The following is a 19,015-nucleotide window of genomic DNA, read 5'->3' on the forward strand; positions in this document are numbered from 1 at the left end:
GTCGAACCGCCCCCACCGGTTCAGCTCGAGGCGGCGGCAGGGCGCGAGCGATTCGCTCCCACCGGGGACCATGCCGCCGCCGATAGCCTCGCGCCATGAGTTCCTTCCAGATCGTGAATCCGGCAACCGGCATCGTCGAGCGAACGTACGAGACGGCGTCCGATGCGGCGGTCGGCGACGCCCTCGCGCGTGCGCACGCCGCGTTCCCGTCGTGGCGCGAGACGCCCGTCGCGCAGCGCGCGGCGGTGCTCGCCCGGGTGGCGGAGATCTATGCCGAACGCGCGGACGAGCTCGCCGCGATCATCACGCGCGAGATGGGCAAGCCGGTGAAGCAGGGGCTCGGTGAGGTCGGCATCTCGGGCGCGATCTATGCGTACTACGCCGAGCAGGGCCCCGGCTTCCTCGCCGACGAGGAGTTGACGGTCGCGACCGGGGGCAGTGCGGTCGTCCGGCGGGCACCGATCGGCGTCGTGCTCGGCATCATGCCCTGGAACTACCCGTACTACCAGGTCGCGCGCTTCGCGGCGCCGAACCTGTTGCTCGGCAACACGATCCTCCTCAAGCATGCGCCGAGCTGCCCCGAATCGGCGTCGGTCATGGAGGAGATCTTCCACGAGGCGGGCCTCCCGCGTGACGCGTACATCAACGTCTTCGCGTCCGAGGAGCAGGTGGCGCGGCTCATCGCCGACGCCCGGCTCCAGGGGGTCTCCCTCACGGGCTCGGAGCGCGCCGGTGCCGCGGTGGCGGAGATCGCCGGGCGCCACCTCAAGCGGTTCGTGCTCGAACTCGGCGGGAACGACCCGTTCATCGTGCTCGACACGGACGACCTCGACGGCCTCGTCCGCACGGCCGCGTCGGCGCGCATGTCGAACGCCGGGCAGGCGTGCAACTCCCCGAAGCGCATGATCGTCGTCGACGGGTTGTACGACGACTTCGTCGCCGGGCTCGAGACGCGGCTCGCCGCGATGGAGCCGGGGGATCCGTCGGATGCGGCGACACGCTTCGGGCCGCTGTCGTCCGAGGCGGCGCTCGATCGCGTCCTCGAGCTCGTCGACGACGCGCGCGCGAAGGGTGCCGACATCCGCGTCGGCGGTGCGCGACTCGATCGGGACGGCGCCTGGATGTCGCCGACGCTCGTGACGGGCGTGACGCCCGACATGCGGCTCTACCGCGAGGAGGCGTTCGGCCCCGTCGCGACGGTGTATCGCGTGCGCGACGTCGATGCCGCGGTCGAGCTCGCGAACGACACCCCGTACGGGCTCGGCTCCTCGGTCTACACGACCGACTGGGCGCTCGCGAACGAGGTCGCCGATCGGCTCGACGCGGGCATGGTCTACATCAACGCGCCCGGCGGGACGGAGCCGGACGTGCCGTTCGGCGGCGTGAAGATGTCGGGCATCGGTCGCGAGCTCGGCCGCTACGGGGTCGACGAGTTCGCGAACAAGAAGCTCGTGCGCGCCCCGAAGCGCTGACCCCGCCGCGCTGCGCTGACCCCGCCGCGCTGCGCTGACCCCGCCGCGCTGCGCTGACCCGCGCTGACCCGCGCTGCGCTGCGCTGCGCCGCGCCCGCGCTGCTCACGAAAAGCCGGGTTGTTGCTACCGGGCCCGCGGCCCGGTAGCAACAACCCGGCTTTTTCTCGGCTCTTTTGTTCGCGGTTTGTTCGCGGGCGCGCGCGGGCGCGGTCGAGTGAGTGGGTGTGGGGGCGTCGGAGGCTGTGCTCAGGACTCGGCTCGGCGCGCGTCCTGCTCCTCACGCCAGCCCACCTCCTTCTCGATGAACTCGTTGTCGGCGAAGTCCGCGAAGTCGGTCTCGTCGGTCAGGCGGCGGATCTCGAGCTTCGAGCCCGGCCCGAGCGGCGCCTTCGCCGCCCACGCCACCGCCTCGTCGATCGTCGGCACGTCGAGCATCCAGTAGCCGCTGAAGAGCGACTCCGTCCCGGCATACGGCCCCTCGGTCACGGTCGGCTCACCCTCGCCGAACGCCACGACGCGACCCTGCGCGGCGTCCGACAGGCCGCCGCCGTCGACCATGACCCCCGCCGCCATGAGTGCCTCGTTGTAGGCACCCATCGCGTTGATGATCTCTTCGAAGGGCACCTGCTTCGAGGCCTCGGTCGCCTCGTCGGTCGCCCGCATGATCAGCATGAACTTGCTCAACGCGCTCTCCTCGCTCGGGGCGCGTCGCGCCCGCTCGTGGACGGGTCGAACGACGGCGTCCGGTGACACGATCGCACAGCGTCCGGCGAACCGACCGGCAGTGCGCCCGCCGTGAGCTCGTGTCGCTCGAGCGATCAGCGGAGCGGCGGATCTGCGGATCAGCGGACGAGTCGCCCGCGCGATCGTGCGGGCGTGAGTGCGAGGCGGAAGAGCTGGGTCGCCCGATCGTCGGTCAGGACGAACGTGACGCGCTCGACGCCCGCCGCCTCGGCCGATCGCACCGCCTCGGTCGCGAGCTCGGCGACCGTCACCATCTGCCAGCCGAACGCCCCCGCCCCGATCGCCGGGAACGCGACGCTGCGCGCCCCGAGCTCGGCCGCGAGCCGCAGACTCGACGTGAAGCAGGCCGCGAGCAGCTCGCGCTCCGTCTCGCCGACATTGCGGTTCGGGCCCACCGTGTGGATGACCCACGTCGCGGGGAGCGCACCGGCTGCCGTCGCCGCCGCCTCGCCCACGGGAAGTCCCTGCGGGTACGTCGTCCGACGCAGTTCGCGGCACGCCTCGAGCAGCGCGGGCCCGGCCGCCGCGTGGATCGCCCCGTCGACGCCGCCACCGCCGAGCAGCAGCCGGTTCGCCGCGTTGACGATCGCGTCGACGCGTACGCGTGTGATGTCCCCGGTGATCGCTTCGATGTCCACGTCGCTCATCCTCTCGCCGCTCGCTGGGCGTTCTCGCCGGAGAGCGAATCGATCGCGTCCTGCGTGTCGCCCGTCCAGGGGCGGAGTTCGTCCGGGGCCGGGAACGGCAGCTCGTACACGGCCGCGGAGGCCGTCACGTCACCGAAGTCGTCGTACTTCACGAACACGTGTTCGCCGTCGAGCTGCGTGATGCGGACGGCGACCGCGGCCCCGCCGTCGCGGTGCCAGGCGTAGCGATCCGCGAGGAAGCCGATGCCCCGTTCCTCGAGCGCCGCCTCGGCGTCGAGCCAGTCCGTCGTCGCGGGGAGCGGCCGCCCCAGCGCATCGATCGGCACGCACGCGTCGCCGACGATCTCGATCCACCCGAGCCGCTCACCGTCCTCGCGGCGGTGTTCGATCCACGTGTCCGGAATCATGGCGACCTCCGTTCGTCGTTCCTGCTCGCCGTCCTCGCCGCGCCGGGATCCCGCCTCGGACGCCGCGCGGACACGGGGCCCCGTCGAGGAGACGGGAGTAGTGTAGTCGCGTGACCGAGGAGCCGACTGCGCCAGTTCCGCGGCCCTCGTCCTCGGTGCGCGACCCGGGACCACACGCTTCGGTGCCCCACGGTGCGCCGAGCAGGATCGACCATGACGGACACGGAGGCTGAAACGGCATGTCGAACATCGCTGAATACATCGTCGAGACGATCAAACGGGCAGGGGTGAAGCGCGTCTGGGGACTGCCCGGCGACTCCCTCAACGCGTTCACCGATGTGCTGCGCCAGGAGCGCGACATCGAGTGGATGCACGTCCGCCACGAGGAGGGCGCCGCGTTCGCCGCGGGCGCCGAGGCGGAGATCACGGGCGACATCGCCGTGGTCGCGGGCTCGTGCGGGCCCGGCAACCTGCACTTCATCAACGGCCTCTACGACGCCCAGCGCAACCGCGTGCCGGTGCTCGCGATCGCCGCGCACATCCCGTCGAGCGAGATCGGCAGCGCCTACTTCCAGGAGACGAAGCCGCAGGACCTGTTCCGCGAGTGCAGCGTGTACTGCGAATTCGTGGGCGATCCGTCGCAGATGCCGTGGGTGCTCGAGACGGCGATGCGCACGGCGGTCGAGCGTCGCGGTGTCGCCGTCATCGTCGTCCCCGGCGACGTCTTCTTCGCCGACGAGCCCGAGCGCCGCCCGACCGCGCCGATCCGCGCCACGTCCTCGACCGTGACGCCCGTCGCGGCGGAGCTGCAGGCGGCGGCCGACGTGCTCAACGACGCGAAGAACGTCACGATCCTCGCCGGCGCCGGTGTCGCGGGTGCCCACGCCGAGGTGCTCGCGCTCGCCGAGCGGCTTCAGGCACCGATCGTGCACGCGCTGCGCGGCAAGGAGCACATCGAGTACGACAACCCGTACGACGTCGGCATGACGGGGCTGCTCGGCTTCACGTCCGGCTACCGGGCAATGGAGAAGTGCGATGCGCTCCTCATGCTCGGCACCGACTTCCCGTACCGACAGTTCTACCCGTCGAAGGCCAAGATCGTGCAGGTGGATCTGCGCGGCGAGCAGCTCGGGCGGCGCACCCCGATCGACGTGGGGCTCGTCGGCGACGTGACCTCGACCGCGACCGCGCTCCTCCCGCTCCTGAAGGACGGCCGCTCCGACGCGCACCTCGCCGATTCGGTGAAGCACTACAAGACGGCCCGAAAGGACCTCGACGAGCTCGCGGACGACGACGGCAAGGCGCCCATCCACCCGCAGTACGTCGCACGTCTCGTCGACGAGATCGCTGCCGACGACGCCGTGTTCACGGCCGACGTGGGCACGCCCGTCGTGTGGGCCGCGCGCTACCTGCACATGAACGGCCGCCGCCGACTCCTCGGGTCGTTCGTGCACGGCTCGATGGCGAACGCGCTGCCGCAGGCGCTCGGCGCGCAGGGCGTCGACCGGAAGCGCCAGGTCATCGCGCTCGCGGGCGACGGCGGACTCGCGATGCTCATGGGCGAGCTGCTCACGATCAAGCAGAACGATCTGCCCGTGAAGATCGTCGTGTTCAACAACTCGTCGCTCAACTTCGTCGAGCTCGAGATGAAGGCGGCGGGCATCGTCGACTTCGGGACGGGACTCGACAACCCGAACTTCTCGAAGGTCGCCGAGGCCGTCGGGCTGCGCGGCTACCGCGTCGAGAAGGGTGCCGATCTGCGTGAGGCGCTCACGAAGGCGTTCGACGAGCCGGGCCCCGCGCTCGTCGAGGTCGTCGTGGCGCGCGAGGAGCTCTCGATGCCGCCGACCATCACGGCCGCACAGATGAAGGGCTTCGCGCTCTTCGCCCTGCGCACAGTCCTCTCGGGCCGCGGGACGGAACTCGTCGACCTCGCCGACACGAACGTCTGGCGCCGACTGTTCCGCTAGCCGGCGTCGCGTCCGAGCGACGGCGGCGGACACATCGACGGAGGCGGGACCCGGATCCGATCCGGGTCCCGCCTCCGTCGTCTTCCGGGGGGAAGTGATTCGCGGGTGCGTGGGCACCCGGCGGTCAGGCGGGCGTGATGCCCTCGATCGCGACGCGTTCGAGGACACCCGTGAGCATCGCGACGCCCGCGAGCAGGTCGTCGTCGGACGTGTACTCGCGCTCGTTGTGACTGATGCCCTCGACGCTCGGGACGAAGAGCATGATCGTCGGGACGACGTCCTTGAGGTTCGTCGAGTCGTGTCCCGCGAGCGTGCGCACCTCGCCGTAGGGCAGCTCGAGCGATTCGGCGACCTCGGCAGCGAGCCGGATGCCCGCCTCGTCGTACGCCTTCGCGGGCCAGTCGTGTCCCGGCACGAACTCGATCGAGACGTTCGCGCGCGCCTCGATGTCGGCGATGCGTCGCCGCAGCTCGGCGTCCGCCCGGGCGAGCACCGCGGCGTCCGGGCAGCGCACGTCGACGAGCAGGTCGACGCGGCGGGCGACGACGACGGGCGAGTTCGGTGTCACCGTGAACTCGCCGCACGAGGTGATCACCATCGCGTCGTCGGTGGAGAACTCGTCGGCGATCTCCCGTGCGGCCGCGACGACGAGCGCCGCACCGAGGAGCGCGTCCCGCCGGTCGGCGATGACCGTCGCTCCCGTGTGGGCCTGCTCGCCGTGCACGACGAGCTGATGCTTGTCGGCGCCCCACGTCGACTGCACGAGCCCGATCGTGAGCCCGTCGTCCTCGAGCGAACGGCCCTGCTCGATGTGGATCTCGACGTAGCCGACGAGCTCGGGCCGCTCGAACGTGCCGATCGTGCCGATCGCCGCGAGCGCGTCCCCGACGCTCGTGCCCGCCGGATCGGTCGTCGCGAGCGCGTCGTCGAGCGCGAGCTTGCCCGTGAAGACCGACGAGCCCATCATCGACGGCTTGAAGCGGCAGCCCTCCTCGTTGAACCAGTTCACGACCGCGAGATTCACGGTCGGCGCGAACGATCCGGCGTCGGCGCGCTCGCGGAGGCGCGTGATCGCGTGGGCCGCCGCGAGGACGCCGAACGCGCCGTCGAAGCGTCCGCCGAGCGGCTGCGAGTCGAGGTGTGAGCCGACGAACACGTACGGCGCGCCCGGTACGAACTCCATGAGGCAGATCTGGTTGCCGATCTCGTCGTAGTGCACCTCGAAGCCGTGCGCCTCGACGAGGCCGCGGAACCAGTTGCGGGTGCGGCCGTCCGTGTCGGTCGCCGCCTGCCGGTCGACGCCGCCGCCCGGGGTCGAGCCGATCGAGCTCATCGAGCGGAAGTCGTCGAGGAAGTCCTGGTCGTCGGTCATGGTCGTGCTGCTCCGTCCGCGCGACCGCCGTCGCGCACGTCGTGGGTGTAGGTGCCGCCGACCATCGTCGCGAGCACGGTGAGCTCGTCGATGCGCGGGGCCGTGAGCGGGGACCCGTCGAGCACGACGAGGTCGGCGAGCTTGCCGGGCGTGAGCGTGCCCCGTTCGGCGAGCGTTCCCGTCGCGGTGGCCGAACCGACCGTGTAGGTTCGCAGCGCGTCGAGGGGGCTCAGGCACTCGGCGTCGGCGCCGAACACCTCGCCCTCGTCGGTGCGCCGATCGACGAGCGCCTGCAGCGCGCGCAGGACGACGGGATCCGCCACGGGCACGTCGCTCGAACCCGCGACGACGACGCCCGCGTCGAGGAACGAGCGTGCGCGGTACAGCCACGCCGTCCGCTCGGGACCGACCCGCTCCATGAACTGTCGCCCGAGCGGCCCCGTGAACGACGCCTGCGGCGTCACGGCGATCCCGGCGGCCGCGAGCAGCGGCAGGTGCTCGGGCCGGGCCATGCCGCAGTGCTCGATGCGGTTCGGCAGGGCGTTGCGCCCATAGCGCGCCGTGCAGTCGGTGATGAGCTCGATCGCGAGGTCGACCGCGGCGTCGCCGATCGCGTGCACCGCGACCGACCAGCCCGCGCGATACGCGGCGTCCACGCGCTCGCGGAAGTCGTCGGCGCTCGAGAGCAGGTAACCGTGATTGTGCGGTGTGCCGCAGAAGTCCTCGGTCGCGGCGGCCGTGGCGCCGAGCAGCGAGCCGTCGAGGAACACCTTGACGGGCCCGATCGAGAGCCGGTCGTCACCGAAACCGGGCCCGATGCCGAGGTCGAGTCCGAGGCCGCCGCCGCGTCCGTGCGCGTCGTCGGCGTGACCCTCGACGGGATGGAGTACGTCGAGGACCGGCATGAGCTGGCCGCGCGCGTGCAGGCGTCCCTCGCGGACGGCACGCTGGTACGCGGCGATCTCGATGGGGGAGTGGCCGATCCAACCACCGCCGACGCCGGCCTCCGTGAAGCCCGTGATGCCGTAGGACGCGTAGCGTGCCGTCGCGGTGTCGAGGGCGTCGACGATGCGTTCGATCGAGTAGGGGAGCAGCAGGTGCTGGATGACGCCCTGCGCCTCCTCGTCGAGCACGCCCGTCGGGTATCCGGCCGCGTCGCGCTTGATCTCGCCGCCCTCGGGGTCGGTGTACGTGGCGTCGAGTGCGCCCGCGAGGCGCAGGGCGGCCGAGTTCGTGATCGCCTGGTGCCCCGAGGTGTTGCGCAGGTACATCGGCCGGTCGGGCGCGATCTCGTCGAGCACGCGGATGTCCGGGTGCTCGCCCCCGTGGTGCTTCTGGTTGAAGCCCGTACCGTGGATCCAATGGCCCGGCCGCTCGGCGAGGCGCGTGGCCTCGTCGCGCAGCAGCGCATAGAGCTCGTCGAGCCCGCGGGCGCGCGACAGGTCGACGGCGTCGAGCCCGAGGCCCCACCACGTCGTGTGCGTGTGCGCGTCGATGAAGCCGGGCACGAGGACGGCGTCGCCGAGCTCCTCCACGACGCCCGCGTCGAGCCCGTCGAGCTCCTCGTCGAAGCCGACGATGCGCCCGTCGAGGATGCCGATGCGTGTCGCCGTCGGCCGGTCGGGGTCGAGGGTGATGATCTCGGCGGCGCCGAGGATGCGGTCGATGCGCACGGTCACTCCTGTTCGTCGGGGTCGGCGTCGCCTCGGTCGGGGGCGTGCAGCCCCTCGGGGCCCGACACGTTCGGGTCGGTGACGAGGTGCAGGAGGCGCGGGCCCGGAGCGGCGAGTGCCCGTTCGAGCGCGGCGGGCACGTCGTCCGCCGACTCGAGCCGTTCACCGTGTCCGCCGAAGGACCGCATCCACGCACCGAAGTCGGGGTTCGTCATCGAGGTGCCCGAGGGGCGACCCGGGTAGTGGGCGCGCTGGTGCTGCACGATCGTCCCGTAGTGGCCGTTGTCGACGACGATGACGAGCGGCGCGACGCCGGCGGCGACGGCCGTCGCGAGCTCCTGCCCGTTCATGAGGAAGTCGCCGTCCCCGCACACCGCGACCGCGAGCCGGTCGGGGAACACGAGCGCCGCGGCGACCGCGGCGGGGACCCCGAGTCCCATCGCGCCGTTGCGGGGCGCGACGAGCGAGTTCGGGTGGGTGTGCGGCAGGTACCGGTGGCCCCACAGGGTCGCGTTGCCGGCACCGTACGTGAGGACCGCGTCGGCGGGGAGCCCGTCGCGCAGGTGCGCGAACGCGATGCCGAGGTCGACGCCCGTGCCACCGTCGGGGCGCGGCGTCGCCCAGTCGCTCGCGTCCGCGCGGAGCGCGTGCCGCCAGGCGGGGCCCCGCGTGCCGCGCACGGTGTCCGCTGCCGGGAGTGCGGCGACGAACGCCGCGGGCGTCGCGCGCACGTGCGCGTCGAGCCGCCCCGCGTGCCCGAGCGCTTCGGCGTCGTCGAGGACGAGGACGGTGGGCACGTCGAGACCCGCCGTGTAGCCCTCGCTGTCGACGTCGTCGCGCACGCACCCCACGTACACGTGCAGGTCCGCATCGGCGAGGCGCGCCGCGACGCGCGGATCGCGACCGTAGCCGAGCCACCCGCCGTACGCCGGTGCGTCGTTCGGGACCGCGTCGTCGCCGCGCCACTGCCCGACGATCGCGACGTCGACGGCCTCGGCCCAGGCCGCGAGGCGCGCACCAGTGTCACCGGACCAGCCGTCACCGCCCGCGACGAGCAACGGTCGCTCGGCCGCCGCGAGGCGATGCGCGAAGGATGCCGGCAGCGTGAGCGACTCCGCGAGCTCGACCGCGGGCGCCGTCGCCGGGGCCGTCGAGTCCTCCCGGAGGACGTCCTCCGGCAGGCCGACGACGACGGGGCCCGGGCGTCCCGAACCCGCGATCCGGAACGCCTCGCGAACCGTCTCCGCCGCCCGGCGAGGATCGTCGAGCGTGAACACGCGCTTCGCGGTCGTCCCGAACCACCCCTCGAGGGAGAACTCCTGGAACGCGAAGCGGTCGCGGTCGGCGACGGGGACGAGGCCGACGAACAGCACGAGCGGCGTCGCGTCCTGATGGGCCGTGTGCACCGCGATCATGGCGTTCGCGGCGCCGGGGCCGCGCGTGACCATCGCCACGCCGGGGATCCCCGTCAGCCGTCCCTCGGCGAGCGCCATGAAGCCGGCGCCGCCCTCCTGACGGCACACGACCGCGCGCACGGGTGAGTCGACGAGCCCGTCGAGGACGTCGAGGAAGCTCTCGCCCGGCACGAGGTAGGCACGCTCGACGCCACAGGCGGCGAGCTGTTCGACGATGCGGTGTCCTGCACTGGTCATCTCGATCGGATCCCTTCCGGCACGTGGCCCGTCAGTGCTTGAAGCCCGGGAGCGGGACGCTGAGTCGCGGGATGAAGATGCCCGCGACGGCCGTGAGCAGCGAGGTCACGACGAGGATGAGGGCCGCGGGCCACCAGGCGTCGTTCGCGGCCGCCGTCACACCGGTCGCGAGGAGCGGCACGAACCCCGAGAGCATGCCCGCGAAGTTCTGCGCGAACCCGACCCCCGTGAAGCGCGTCTTGGCGGGGAACAGGCTCGTGAGCGCCGTGCCGGAGGCGGCGTAGGGGAACGAGAGCGCGGCGACCGCGACCGTCATGCCGATCACGACGAGCACGTTCACGCCGCTCGACACGAGCAGGAACGCGGGCCACGCGACGATCGCGGACGCGACGCCGCCCCAGAGGATCACCTTGCTCGCGCCGAAGCGCTCGGCGAGACGACCGCCGATGATGAGCACGGGGATCTCGACGATCGCCGCGACGATGCCGCCGAGCAGCAGCACGCCGGCGTCGTAGCCGAGCACCGACTTCCCGTAGAACACGATGAAGGTCGTGACGAGGTAGAACCCGCCGACCCCGAGGAACGCGGCCGCCATGCCGACGATGATCTGCAACCAGTTCTCGCGCAGCACCGTGATGACGGGCGCCTTCACGAGCTCGCCCGACTCCTCGAGCTCGGCGAACACGGGCGACTCCTCGAGCCGGCGCCGGATGTAGACCGCGACGAACAGCAGCGGGAACGCGATGAGGAACGGGATGCGCCAGCCCCACGCGTCGAAGTTCTCCTGCGAGAGCCACAGCGTCATGAGGAAGAAACCGCCCGACGACAGGATCGTGCCGATCGGCGAGCCGATCTGCGGGAGGGCCGCATAGCGTGCCCGGTTCTCGAGCGGGGCGTTCTCGACGACGATCGTCATCGCCCCCGACCACTCGCCGCCGACGAACAGTCCCTGCACGACGCGCAGGAGCACGAGCAGGATCGGCGCGGCGATGCCGATCGCGGCATAGTTCGGCAGCAGGCCGATGAGGCCCGTGACGACACCGATCCCGATGATCGTGATCATGAGCGTCTTCCGGCGACCGATGCGATCGCCCATCGTGCCGAAGATCATGCCGCCGATCGGGCGGGCGACGAGACCGACCCCGAACGTCGCGAACGAGGCCATGGCGGCGGCCGTCCGGTCGTTGGTGTCGAAGTACTGGATGTTGAACACGAGCGCGGCGGCGGCGGAGAAGAGGAAGAAGTCGTACCACTCCATTGCGGTACCGACGAGGGCGCCGATGGCGACCTTGTCCGCGTCTTTCTTCGTGAGCGTCTTGACCGCGCCCGCCTCGATGTTTCCCTGGTGCGACATGGCGTCCTCCACTGGAGTTCTCGGGTGTCGGGCTTTCGGATGGCGGCCAGTCTCGCAATCCGCGGCGCCGCGGCGACGTTCGGATCGACGCGGGACACGTGCGCAAGAATGTGCACATGCACATCCTGGACGGCGAACACGTCGGGGACGGCCCCGAACGGTCCGGAGTCGGGCGTCCCGGCGCCGAACGCTGGGGCGAACTGCTCGACGCGATCGACGTCGAGGAGCTCGCGCGCGACTTCGAGCACCGGGTCCGTCGCCTCGACTGGTACCGCGACGAGGTGCTCACGGTGAGCGAACTGCGGGGGAGCGCGACCGCGAGCTTCCGGAGCGTGCTGCGCTCCATGGACCCGCGCGTCGACCGGGCGGGCGCGAAGGAGGAGCTGCTCGAGATCGCGGCCCACGTGGGCGTGTCCCGCGCTCGCCTCGGCACGCCGGTCGAGATGCTTCTGCACGCGATCCGGATCGACTTCACGGTGCTGTGGAACCACGTCGTGTCGATCGCCACGCGGGACGACGCCGTCCTGCTCGTCGCGCGCACCGAACAGATCTGGGGTGCCGTCGAGGAGTACGCGGCGCGCACACACCACGCCTACATCGCCGAGCGCGCACGCATGACGCAGGAGGCGGATGCCGTCCGCCGCGCCCGGATCGCGACGCTCTTCGGTGCCGCGGGGCGTTCGCCCGAGGCGCTCGCGGAGGTCGCGGCCGCGCTCGGTGTTAGGTGCGACGACGACTTCCAGGTGGCGGTCGCGGACGACGAGCACGTCGACGAACTGCGGGCCGCGATCGTCCAGGGTGAGCTGCGCGGTGCGACCGTGTTCACGCACGCGATGGGCGAGGCGACGGTCGCGTTCTGGCGGCGCGACGGGCGGGAGGGGGCCGCGGCGTCGGAGATCGTCCGGCGCGTGCGCGGGGTCGCGTGCGCGTTCGCCGAGCACGTCGCCGGGCTCGCGGACGTGGCGCCGGCCGCGCGCACGTGCCGGGAACTGCTCGACGTCGTCGTCGCGGGCGAGGGCGCGATATCGATGGCCGACGCGTGGGCGCGACTCGCGCGGGTCCGTCTGTCCGCGTCCGGGCAGCGACTCGACGCCGACGTCGCCCAGGCCCTCGCGGTGTGCACGGACGCCGAGCGGGACCGGCTCGTGGAAGCCGTCTGCGGTTACCTCCGGTCGGGGAGCGTGCACGCGGCGGCCGCCGCGGCATTCTGTCATCGCAATACGCTCATGAACCGCCTCCGTCGGTTCCGTGAGCTCACCGGGATCGACGTGAGCGTCCCCCAGCAGGCCGCTCGTCTCGTCGTCGCCTGGTCGTGAGCGTCGGCGCGCGTTCGTGTCCGATTGCGCAGGACGTATGCGCCGTCGACGGTGGGCCGTGCGACGCGGGGTTTGGGGAGACCCTCCAAATTCGAGTGGTGTGCGTGGACCGGGGGCGGCATGATGGGGGTATGACCTGCATCTGCCCCCGACTGGCCATCACCATCTGGTGCGCCTCGGTCGCCGTGGTCGGCATCGTGCTCGTCATGGCGCTCGGCGCTCCCGCACTCGTCGAGATCGGTCGGCACGTGCCGGACATCGGGGCACGTGTCGCGATGTGGGTGCAGAGCTTCGTCGAGCAGATCGTCCGCATCTTCCTGCCGTCCTGACCGACCGCGCCGAGCGACTGTCCTGACCGATCGCCCTGGCCGACTGCCCCGGGCGGGGCCGGGGTGGGCCTCGCGCGGCGGTAGCATCGCCGGATGCGTCGATCGATCTACAAGACCCCCACCGAACTCGTCGCGATGCTGCCCGCGGGCGCGCTGACGTGCGCCGCGCTCGACGCCGTCGAGGAAGCCATCGCGCCGGGCGTGACGACGCTCGAGCTCGACGCCGTCGCGCGACGCACGATCGAGGACGCGGGGGGCGAGTCGAACTTCGCGCTCGTTCCCGGCTACCGCCACACCGTGTGCGCGTCGGTCGACGATGCGGTCGTGCACGGCATTCCGTCGGCGACACCCCTGCGTGCGGGGCAGCTCGTCTCGATCGACGCCGGCGCGCAGCTCGACGGCTGGAACGGGGACTCGGCGCGCACCTTCGTCGTGCCCGGCGATGCCGACCCCGCCGCGATCGCCGCCGGGCGTCGTGTGAGCGACGCGTGCCGCGCCGCGATGTGGGCGGGCGTCGCGTCACTCGCGCGGCGCCGCCACCTCGGCGAGGTCGGCGCGGACATCGAGGCCGAGGTCGAGGAACAGGGCGACTTCGGCATCCTCGAGGACTACACGGGGCACGGCATCGGCCGGAACATGCACGAGGACCCGACGCTCTACAACTTCGCCGTGCGCGGACGCGGCCCGGTCATCAAGCCGGGGCTTGCGGTGTGTGTCGAGCCGATGCTCACGGCGGGATCGCCCGACGTCACGGAGGACGACGACGGCTGGACGGTGCGCACGCGCGACGGTTCGCTCGGGGCGCACTGGGAGCACACGGTGCTCGTGCACGCCGACGGCATCTGGGTGTCGACGGCGGCCGACGGCGGGGCGGCGGGTCTCGCACCGCACGGCATCACGCCGGTCCGCCCGCGCTGACCCCGCCCCGGCCCGAAAAAGCCGGGTTGTTGCTACCGGGCCCGGGGCCCGGTAGCAACAACCCGGCTTTTTGCGTGGGGGCGCGCAGCGCGGGGCAGAGGTAGAGGCAGAGGCAAGGGCAGCGGCAGAGGCGGAGCTTGGAGTGAGGTGGGTGAGAGCGGGGCGGGCGCGCGTGGGGCGTCTTGCCAAAGCGCGGGAGCTCGCCTAGACTTGACCGTCGGTGTGTCATCGCCGCGCCTTCCGTGCGCGCGAACGACACCTTCTCATCCGCACGACCAGCGTGTGGTTCCGCAGCGAGTGACAGTGAGTCTATGGCCAAGAAAGACGGCGTTATCGAGATCGAGGGTTCGGTCGTCGAAGCATTGCCCAACGCGATGTTCCGAGTCGAACTCACCAACGGGCACAAGGTCCTTGCCACCATTTCCGGCAAGATGCGGCAGCACTACATCCGCATCCTCCCCCAGGACCGCGTGATCGTCGAGCTCAGCCCGTACGACTTGACGCGTGGACGCATCGTCTACCGCTACAAGTAACCACCGCTGTAAGGAACGACCGCGCCTGGAAGGGCGCGGTACGAGGCCAGCGAACAGTAAAGGACGACCCATGAAGGTCAAGCCCAGCGTCAAGAAGATCTGTGACCACTGCAAGGTGATCCGTCGCCACGGTCGCGTCATGGTCATCTGCAAGTCCAACCCTCGCCACAAGCAGCGCCAGGGCTAGGACGCCGCGGGCGCCCCTCGGGGCGCACCCGGTGACAACTCAATACAGCAACCGCAGCGACGAGAACCACGGTCCGCGAGGACCACGGCGACACCCCCGGGATGAGGCCGGGGCCCAGCCGCTGCTCCACACCTCACAACCCACAGGAGAAATCCCATGGCACGTCTCGCAGGCGTCGACCTCCCGCGCGAAAAGCGCGTCGAGATCGCACTCACCTACATCTACGGCGTCGGCCGCACGAGCGCCCTCAAGGCACTCGCCGACACCGACATCTCGGGCGACATCCGAGTCAAGGACCTCAGCGACGACCAGCTCGTCGCGCTCCGCGATTACATCGAGGAGAACTTCAAGGTCGAGGGTGACCTCCGCCGTGAGGTCGCAGCCGACATCCGCCGCAAGGTCGAGATCGGCAGCTACGAGGGTCTTCGCCACCGCCGCGGCCTGCCCGTGCACGGTCAGCGCACCAAGACGAACGCGCGCACCCGCAAGGGCCCGAAGCGCACCGTCGCCGGCAAGAAGAAGGCGCGCTAGTCGTCCGGCAACGGATCGTCGCGCAGAAGATTTCGTAGGAGAGAACATTGGCTACCCCAAAGACCGCGGCACGCAAGCCGCGCCGCAAGGACAAGAAGAACATCGCCGTGGGCCAGGCCCACATCAAGTCGACGTTCAACAACACGATCGTGTCGATCACCGACCCGCAGGGTGCGGTCATCAGCTGGGCCTCCTCCGGCGGCGTGGGCTTCAAGGGCTCGCGCAAGTCGACGCCGTTCGCCGCGCAGCTCGCGGCCGAGTCGGCCGCCCGCCAGGCGCAGGAGCACGGCATGAAGAAGGTCGACGTGTTCGTCAAGGGCCCCGGTTCGGGCCGTGAGACCGCCATCCGCTCGCTGCAGGCCGCGGGCCTCGAGGTCGGGTCGATCAACGACGTGACGCCGCAGGCGCACAACGGTTGCCGCCCGCCCAAGCGCCGCCGCGTCTAGGCAGTCGCGCCCACGCCGGGGCTCCGTCGCACGACGGAGCCGCCGGCGGTTCCCCGGTTTCGCCCTCCGCCCCGCCCGATCACGCCCGTGGTCCGGCGCCCTCGTGAAGTGTCATATAGCGGACACTTCGCCGAAAGGAACACATCGTGCTCATCGCACAGCGCCCCACTCTGACTGAAGAGAACATCTCGGAGTTCCGCTCGCGGTTCGTCATCGAGCCCCTCGAGCCCGGCTTCGGCTACACGCTCGGTAACTCGCTGCGCCGCACCCTGCTCAGCTCCATCCCCGGTGCCGCCGTCACCAGCATCCGCATCGACGGTGTGCTGCACGAGTTCAGCACCGTGCCCGGCGTGAAGGAGGATGTCACCGAGATCATCCTCAACATCAAGCAGCTCGTCGTCTCGTCGGAGCACGACGAGCCGATCACGGCGTACCTCCGCAAGACGGGCGCCGGCGAGGTCACCGCCGCCGACATCTCGGCGCCGGCGGGCGTCGAGATCCACAACCCCGAGCTCGTCATCGCGACGCTCAACGACGACGCGAAGCTCGAGCTCGAGCTGACCGTCGAGCGCGGTCGTGGTTACGTCTCGGCGTCGCAGAACCGCAACGAGTTCTCGGAGGCCGGCCAGGTCCCCGTCGACTCGATCTACTCGCCCGTCCTCAAGGTCACGTACCGCGTCGAGGCGACGCGTGCCGGTGAGCGCACCGACTTCGACCGCCTCGTGGTCGACGTCGAGACGAAGCCCGCCATCACGCCGCGCGACGCGATCGCGTCGGCCGGGCACACGCTCGTCGAGCTGTTCGGCCTCGCCCGTGCGCTCAACGAGGAGTCGGAGGGTATCGACATCGGCCCCGCGCCCGTCGACGCCGTCCTCTCGAACGAGCTCTCGATGCCGATCGAGGACCTCGACCTGTCGGTCCGCTCGTACAACTGCCTCAAGCGCGAGGGCATCAACACGGTGTCCGAGCTCGTGGCGCTGAGCGAGACGCAGCTCATGAACATCCGCAACTTCGGCCAGAAGTCGGTCGACGAGGTCCGCGACAAGCTCGTGGAGCTCGGCCTGTCGCTGAAGGACAGCGTGCCCGGCTTCGAGGGCGCGCACTTCTACGGCGCCGGCGACGACAGCGGCGAGTACATCTAAGTCCCGGCCCGTCCGGAACACGAAACGCATCTGAGAGAGAACACCAATGCCTAAGCCCAACAAGGGACCGCGTCTCGGCGGCGGCCCGGCGCACGAGCGCAAGATCCTCGCGAACCTGGCCTCGCAGCTCTTCGAGCACAAGCGCATCCAGACGACCGAGACGAAGGCGAAGCGCGTGCAGCCGCTCGCCGAGCGCTTCATCACGTTCGCGAAGCGCGGCGACATCCACGCGCGTCGTCGCGTGCTGCAGCAGATCACCGACAAGTCGGTCGTGCACGAGCTGTTCACCGAGATCGCCCCGCTCGTCGCGGACCGTCCCGGTGGCTACACGCGCATCGTGAAGACCGGTTACCGCAAGGGCGACAACGCGCCCATGGCGGTCATCGAGCTCGTGCTCGAGCCCGTCGCGCCGAAGTCGAAGGCCGCGAAGCCCGCGGCCGAGGAGCCCGCCGAGGAGCCCGAGGTCGTCGAGGACGAGGTCGTCGAGGAGTCGCCCGAGTCGGACGACGCCGCCGAGGCCGAGTCCGAGGAGGCCGTCGAGGACGACGCCGAGGCGAACGCCGCTGAGGCGGAGGACGAGGCCACGGAGTCGGACGACACGAAGTAGTCGGAACCGCACGTCGAGCGGGGCCCACGGTGCGCACGCACCGTGGGCCCCGTCGTGTGTGCGGTTCCGAGGCGGCGCGCGCCGTCCGTCGGTGGTTTCCGGGGAACATCCCGCGTCGTCCGCCGCGCAGCGCGGCACGGATGGGAGGATGGCGTCATGCCAGGTGAGACGGTGGCCGCGCGGGACGCCGATGCGAACGGTGGGCCCGTCCGGGTCCGCGTCGACATCGCCTACGACGGCACGGCGTTCAGCGGCTGGGCGGCGCAGCCGCGGCTGCGGACGGTGCAGGGCGTCCTCGAGGAGGCCCTGCGCATCCTCTACCGCGACCTTCCGGCCGGGCCGCTGCTCACGGTCGCCGGACGAACGGACGCAGGGGTGCACGCGCTCGGTCAGGTCGCGCACCTCGACCTCCCCGCCGAGGCGTGGGAGCGCACGGCACGCCGCGGTGGCCGCGAGGACGCGGCGAACGCGCTCGTCCGCCGCCTCGGGGGCGTGCTCGGGGCCGATTCCGATGTCGTCGTCACGGACGTCGCACTCGCCCCGCCGGGGTTCGACGCGAGGTTCTCGGCCCTGTGGCGACGCTACGAGTACCGGCTCGCCGATCTCGACGCACCCACGAACCCGCTCGAACGCCATCGGACCGCCCAGGTGCGCCAGCGCCTCGACCTCGACGCGATGAACGAGGCCGCCGCGCTCCTCGTCGGCCTGCACGATTTCGCGGGGTTCTGCAAACCGCGTGCCCACGCGACGACGATCCGCACGCTGCAGGAGTTCGCATGGACGCGGGACGAGCGTGGCGTCTTCACGGCCCGCGTCCGGGCGGACGCCTTCTGCCACTCGATGGTGCGCTCGCTCGTCGGGATGTGCGCGGCGGCCGGCGCGGGTCGGCTCGAGCTCGGACGCGTCGCCGAACTGCTGCACGCGAGTGAACGCTCGAACGCGTTCCCCGTGCTCGCGGCCCGGGGACTGACCCTCCTGGAGATCGGCTACCCCGAGGCCGAGCGTTTCGCGGTCCGGGCGGAACAGACCCGGGCCCGCCGCCATCTGACGCTCGTGGAAGCCGAGCCGGGTGAGGGGTGAGCGTGCGCGAACCACACGCGGGCTTGCCCTCGTGCCCGCGGGTCACATAGACTGCTTCAGTTGTCTGCGCGCTCCTGCGCGCCGTCATCGTAGTTGAGCCCTCCACAGCGACGTTCGCGGCCGTGCCGCAACCATCGCGACCGAGTGGGATCCACGAACCTCTCAATTCGAACGAAAGCAGCATTCACATGCGCACATTCACGCCCAAGGGCGAGGTCACGCGCGAGTGGGTCGTCATCGACGCCACCGACGTCGTGCTCGGCCGCCTCGCGACGCACGCCGCCGCCATCCTCCGCGGCAAGCACAAGCCCACCTTCGCGCAGCACGTCGACATGGGTGACTTCGTCATCGTCGTCAACGCCGACAAGGTCGCGCTCAGCGGCAACAAGGGCATCCAGAAGCGTGCCTACCGCCACTCGGGCTACCCGGGCGGTCTCTCGTCGCTCAACTACAACGAGCTGCTCGAGAAGCACCCCACGCGCGCCGTCGAGAAGGCGATCCGCGGCATGCTCCCCAAGAACACGCTCGGCCGCAACCAGCTCAAGAAGCTGAAGGTGTACGCGGGGGCCGAGCACCCCCACGCCGCCCAGCAGCCCAAGCCGTACGTCTTCGACCAGGTCGCCCAGTAGCGCCC

At 71.0% G+C, this 19,015-nt stretch carries 20 protein-coding genes; 13 read left to right on the forward strand and 7 right to left on the reverse strand.

What is annotated here, in order from left to right; translation table 11 throughout:
* The first annotated feature begins 95 nt into the window (after nt 1-95).
* Nucleotides 96-1,472 carry an NAD-dependent succinate-semialdehyde dehydrogenase gene (locus tag HNR16_RS01425; protein WP_158039238.1) on the forward strand — a complete coding sequence of 459 codons (1,377 nt, stop codon included), beginning with the start codon at nt 96-98 and terminating at the stop codon, nt 1,470-1,472.
* Nucleotides 1,473-1,719: 247 nt separating this feature from the next.
* Here the strand turns inward: HNR16_RS01425 and HNR16_RS01430 are convergent, their stop codons facing one another.
* The 3 genes from HNR16_RS01430 to HNR16_RS01440 form a co-directional block, all read right to left on the reverse strand.
* Complete coding sequence (locus HNR16_RS01430; protein ID WP_225737737.1) at nt 1,720-2,157, reverse strand: YciI family protein; 438 nt, start codon at nt 2,155-2,157, stop codon at nt 1,720-1,722.
* 158 nt (nt 2,158-2,315) lie between these two features.
* On the reverse strand, nt 2,316-2,855 hold the full coding sequence (locus HNR16_RS01435; protein WP_158039239.1) for an O-acetyl-ADP-ribose deacetylase: 540 nt from the start codon (nt 2,853-2,855) through the stop codon (nt 2,316-2,318).
* 5 nt (nt 2,856-2,860) lie between these two features.
* Entirely contained in the window at nt 2,861-3,271 is a 411-nt protein-coding gene (locus HNR16_RS01440) for a hypothetical protein (protein ID WP_158039240.1), read from the reverse strand.
* A 239-nt stretch (nt 3,272-3,510) separates the two neighbouring features.
* On the opposite strand from HNR16_RS01440, the gene poxB reads away from it, so the two are divergent.
* Nucleotides 3,511-5,241 (forward strand): ubiquinone-dependent pyruvate dehydrogenase, encoded by a 1,731-nt coding sequence (gene poxB, locus HNR16_RS01445; protein WP_158039241.1) that lies wholly within the window; start codon nt 3,511-3,513, stop codon nt 5,239-5,241.
* Nucleotides 5,242-5,365: 124 nt separating this feature from the next.
* On the opposite strand, the gene HNR16_RS01450 is transcribed toward poxB, so the two are convergent.
* From HNR16_RS01450 to HNR16_RS01465, 4 genes are read right to left on the reverse strand one after another with little or no spacing between them, the layout of a single operon-like run.
* On the reverse strand, nt 5,366-6,613 hold the full coding sequence (locus HNR16_RS01450) for a M20 family metallo-hydrolase (RefSeq protein ID WP_158039242.1): 1,248 nt from the start codon (nt 6,611-6,613) through the stop codon (nt 5,366-5,368).
* Nucleotides 6,610-8,286 carry an amidohydrolase gene (locus HNR16_RS01455; RefSeq protein ID WP_158039243.1) on the reverse strand — a complete coding sequence of 559 codons (1,677 nt, stop codon included), beginning with the start codon at nt 8,284-8,286 and terminating at the stop codon, nt 6,610-6,612. The genes HNR16_RS01450 and HNR16_RS01455 overlap by 4 nt, the downstream gene beginning before the upstream one ends.
* A gap of 2 nt (nt 8,287-8,288) precedes the next feature.
* Complete coding sequence (locus tag HNR16_RS01460) at nt 8,289-9,938, reverse strand: thiamine pyrophosphate-dependent enzyme (RefSeq protein WP_158039244.1); 1,650 nt, start codon at nt 9,936-9,938, stop codon at nt 8,289-8,291.
* Nucleotides 9,939-9,969: 31 nt separating this feature from the next.
* Nucleotides 9,970-11,292 carry an MFS transporter gene (locus HNR16_RS01465; RefSeq protein WP_158039245.1) on the reverse strand — a complete coding sequence of 441 codons (1,323 nt, stop codon included), beginning with the start codon at nt 11,290-11,292 and terminating at the stop codon, nt 9,970-9,972.
* A gap of 116 nt (nt 11,293-11,408) precedes the next feature.
* On the opposite strand from HNR16_RS01465, the gene HNR16_RS01470 reads away from it, so the two are divergent.
* From HNR16_RS01470 to rplM, 11 genes are all read left to right on the forward strand, one after another.
* Nucleotides 11,409-12,608, forward strand: coding sequence for a PucR family transcriptional regulator (locus HNR16_RS01470; protein ID WP_158039246.1), 1,200 nt, complete (start codon nt 11,409-11,411; stop codon nt 12,606-12,608).
* Nucleotides 12,609-12,739: 131 nt separating this feature from the next.
* Nucleotides 12,740-12,937, forward strand: coding sequence for a hypothetical protein (locus tag HNR16_RS01475; protein WP_158039247.1), 198 nt, complete (start codon nt 12,740-12,742; stop codon nt 12,935-12,937).
* Nucleotides 12,938-13,030: 93 nt separating this feature from the next.
* Nucleotides 13,031-13,855, forward strand: a complete 825-nt coding sequence (gene map / locus HNR16_RS01480) for a type I methionyl aminopeptidase (protein WP_158039248.1) — start codon at nt 13,031-13,033, stop codon at nt 13,853-13,855.
* Between the two features lie 311 nt (nt 13,856-14,166).
* Nucleotides 14,167-14,388: a translation initiation factor IF-1 gene (infA, locus tag HNR16_RS01485; RefSeq protein WP_158039249.1), complete on the forward strand. Its 222-nt coding sequence runs from the start codon at nt 14,167-14,169 to the stop codon at nt 14,386-14,388.
* Nucleotides 14,389-14,458: 70 nt separating this feature from the next.
* On the forward strand, nt 14,459-14,575 hold the full coding sequence (gene rpmJ, locus HNR16_RS01490) for a 50S ribosomal protein L36 (RefSeq protein ID WP_158039250.1): 117 nt from the start codon (nt 14,459-14,461) through the stop codon (nt 14,573-14,575).
* 156 nt (nt 14,576-14,731) lie between these two features.
* Nucleotides 14,732-15,106: a 30S ribosomal protein S13 gene (gene rpsM / locus HNR16_RS01495; RefSeq protein ID WP_158039251.1), complete on the forward strand. Its 375-nt coding sequence runs from the start codon at nt 14,732-14,734 to the stop codon at nt 15,104-15,106.
* A gap of 47 nt (nt 15,107-15,153) precedes the next feature.
* Entirely contained in the window at nt 15,154-15,552 is a 399-nt protein-coding gene (rpsK, locus tag HNR16_RS01500) for a 30S ribosomal protein S11 (protein ID WP_158039252.1), read from the forward strand.
* 146 nt (nt 15,553-15,698) lie between these two features.
* Nucleotides 15,699-16,694 carry a DNA-directed RNA polymerase subunit alpha gene (locus HNR16_RS01505; RefSeq protein WP_158039253.1) on the forward strand — a complete coding sequence of 332 codons (996 nt, stop codon included), beginning with the start codon at nt 15,699-15,701 and terminating at the stop codon, nt 16,692-16,694.
* A gap of 46 nt (nt 16,695-16,740) precedes the next feature.
* A complete protein-coding gene (gene rplQ / locus HNR16_RS01510) occupies nt 16,741-17,301 on the forward strand; it encodes a 50S ribosomal protein L17 (protein WP_158039254.1) in 561 nt (186 codons plus the stop codon).
* 156 nt (nt 17,302-17,457) lie between these two features.
* Nucleotides 17,458-18,381, forward strand: coding sequence for a tRNA pseudouridine(38-40) synthase TruA (truA, locus tag HNR16_RS01515; RefSeq protein ID WP_158039255.1), 924 nt, complete (start codon nt 17,458-17,460; stop codon nt 18,379-18,381).
* Between the two features lie 188 nt (nt 18,382-18,569).
* Nucleotides 18,570-19,010 (forward strand): 50S ribosomal protein L13, encoded by a 441-nt coding sequence (gene rplM, locus HNR16_RS01520; RefSeq protein ID WP_158039256.1) that lies wholly within the window; start codon nt 18,570-18,572, stop codon nt 19,008-19,010.
* The last annotated feature ends 5 nt before the right edge of the window (nt 19,011-19,015 follow it).

Origin of the sequence: Pseudoclavibacter chungangensis, assembly GCF_013410545.1 — a bacterium.
Classification (GTDB): domain Bacteria; phylum Actinomycetota; class Actinomycetes; order Actinomycetales; family Microbacteriaceae; genus Pseudoclavibacter; species Pseudoclavibacter chungangensis.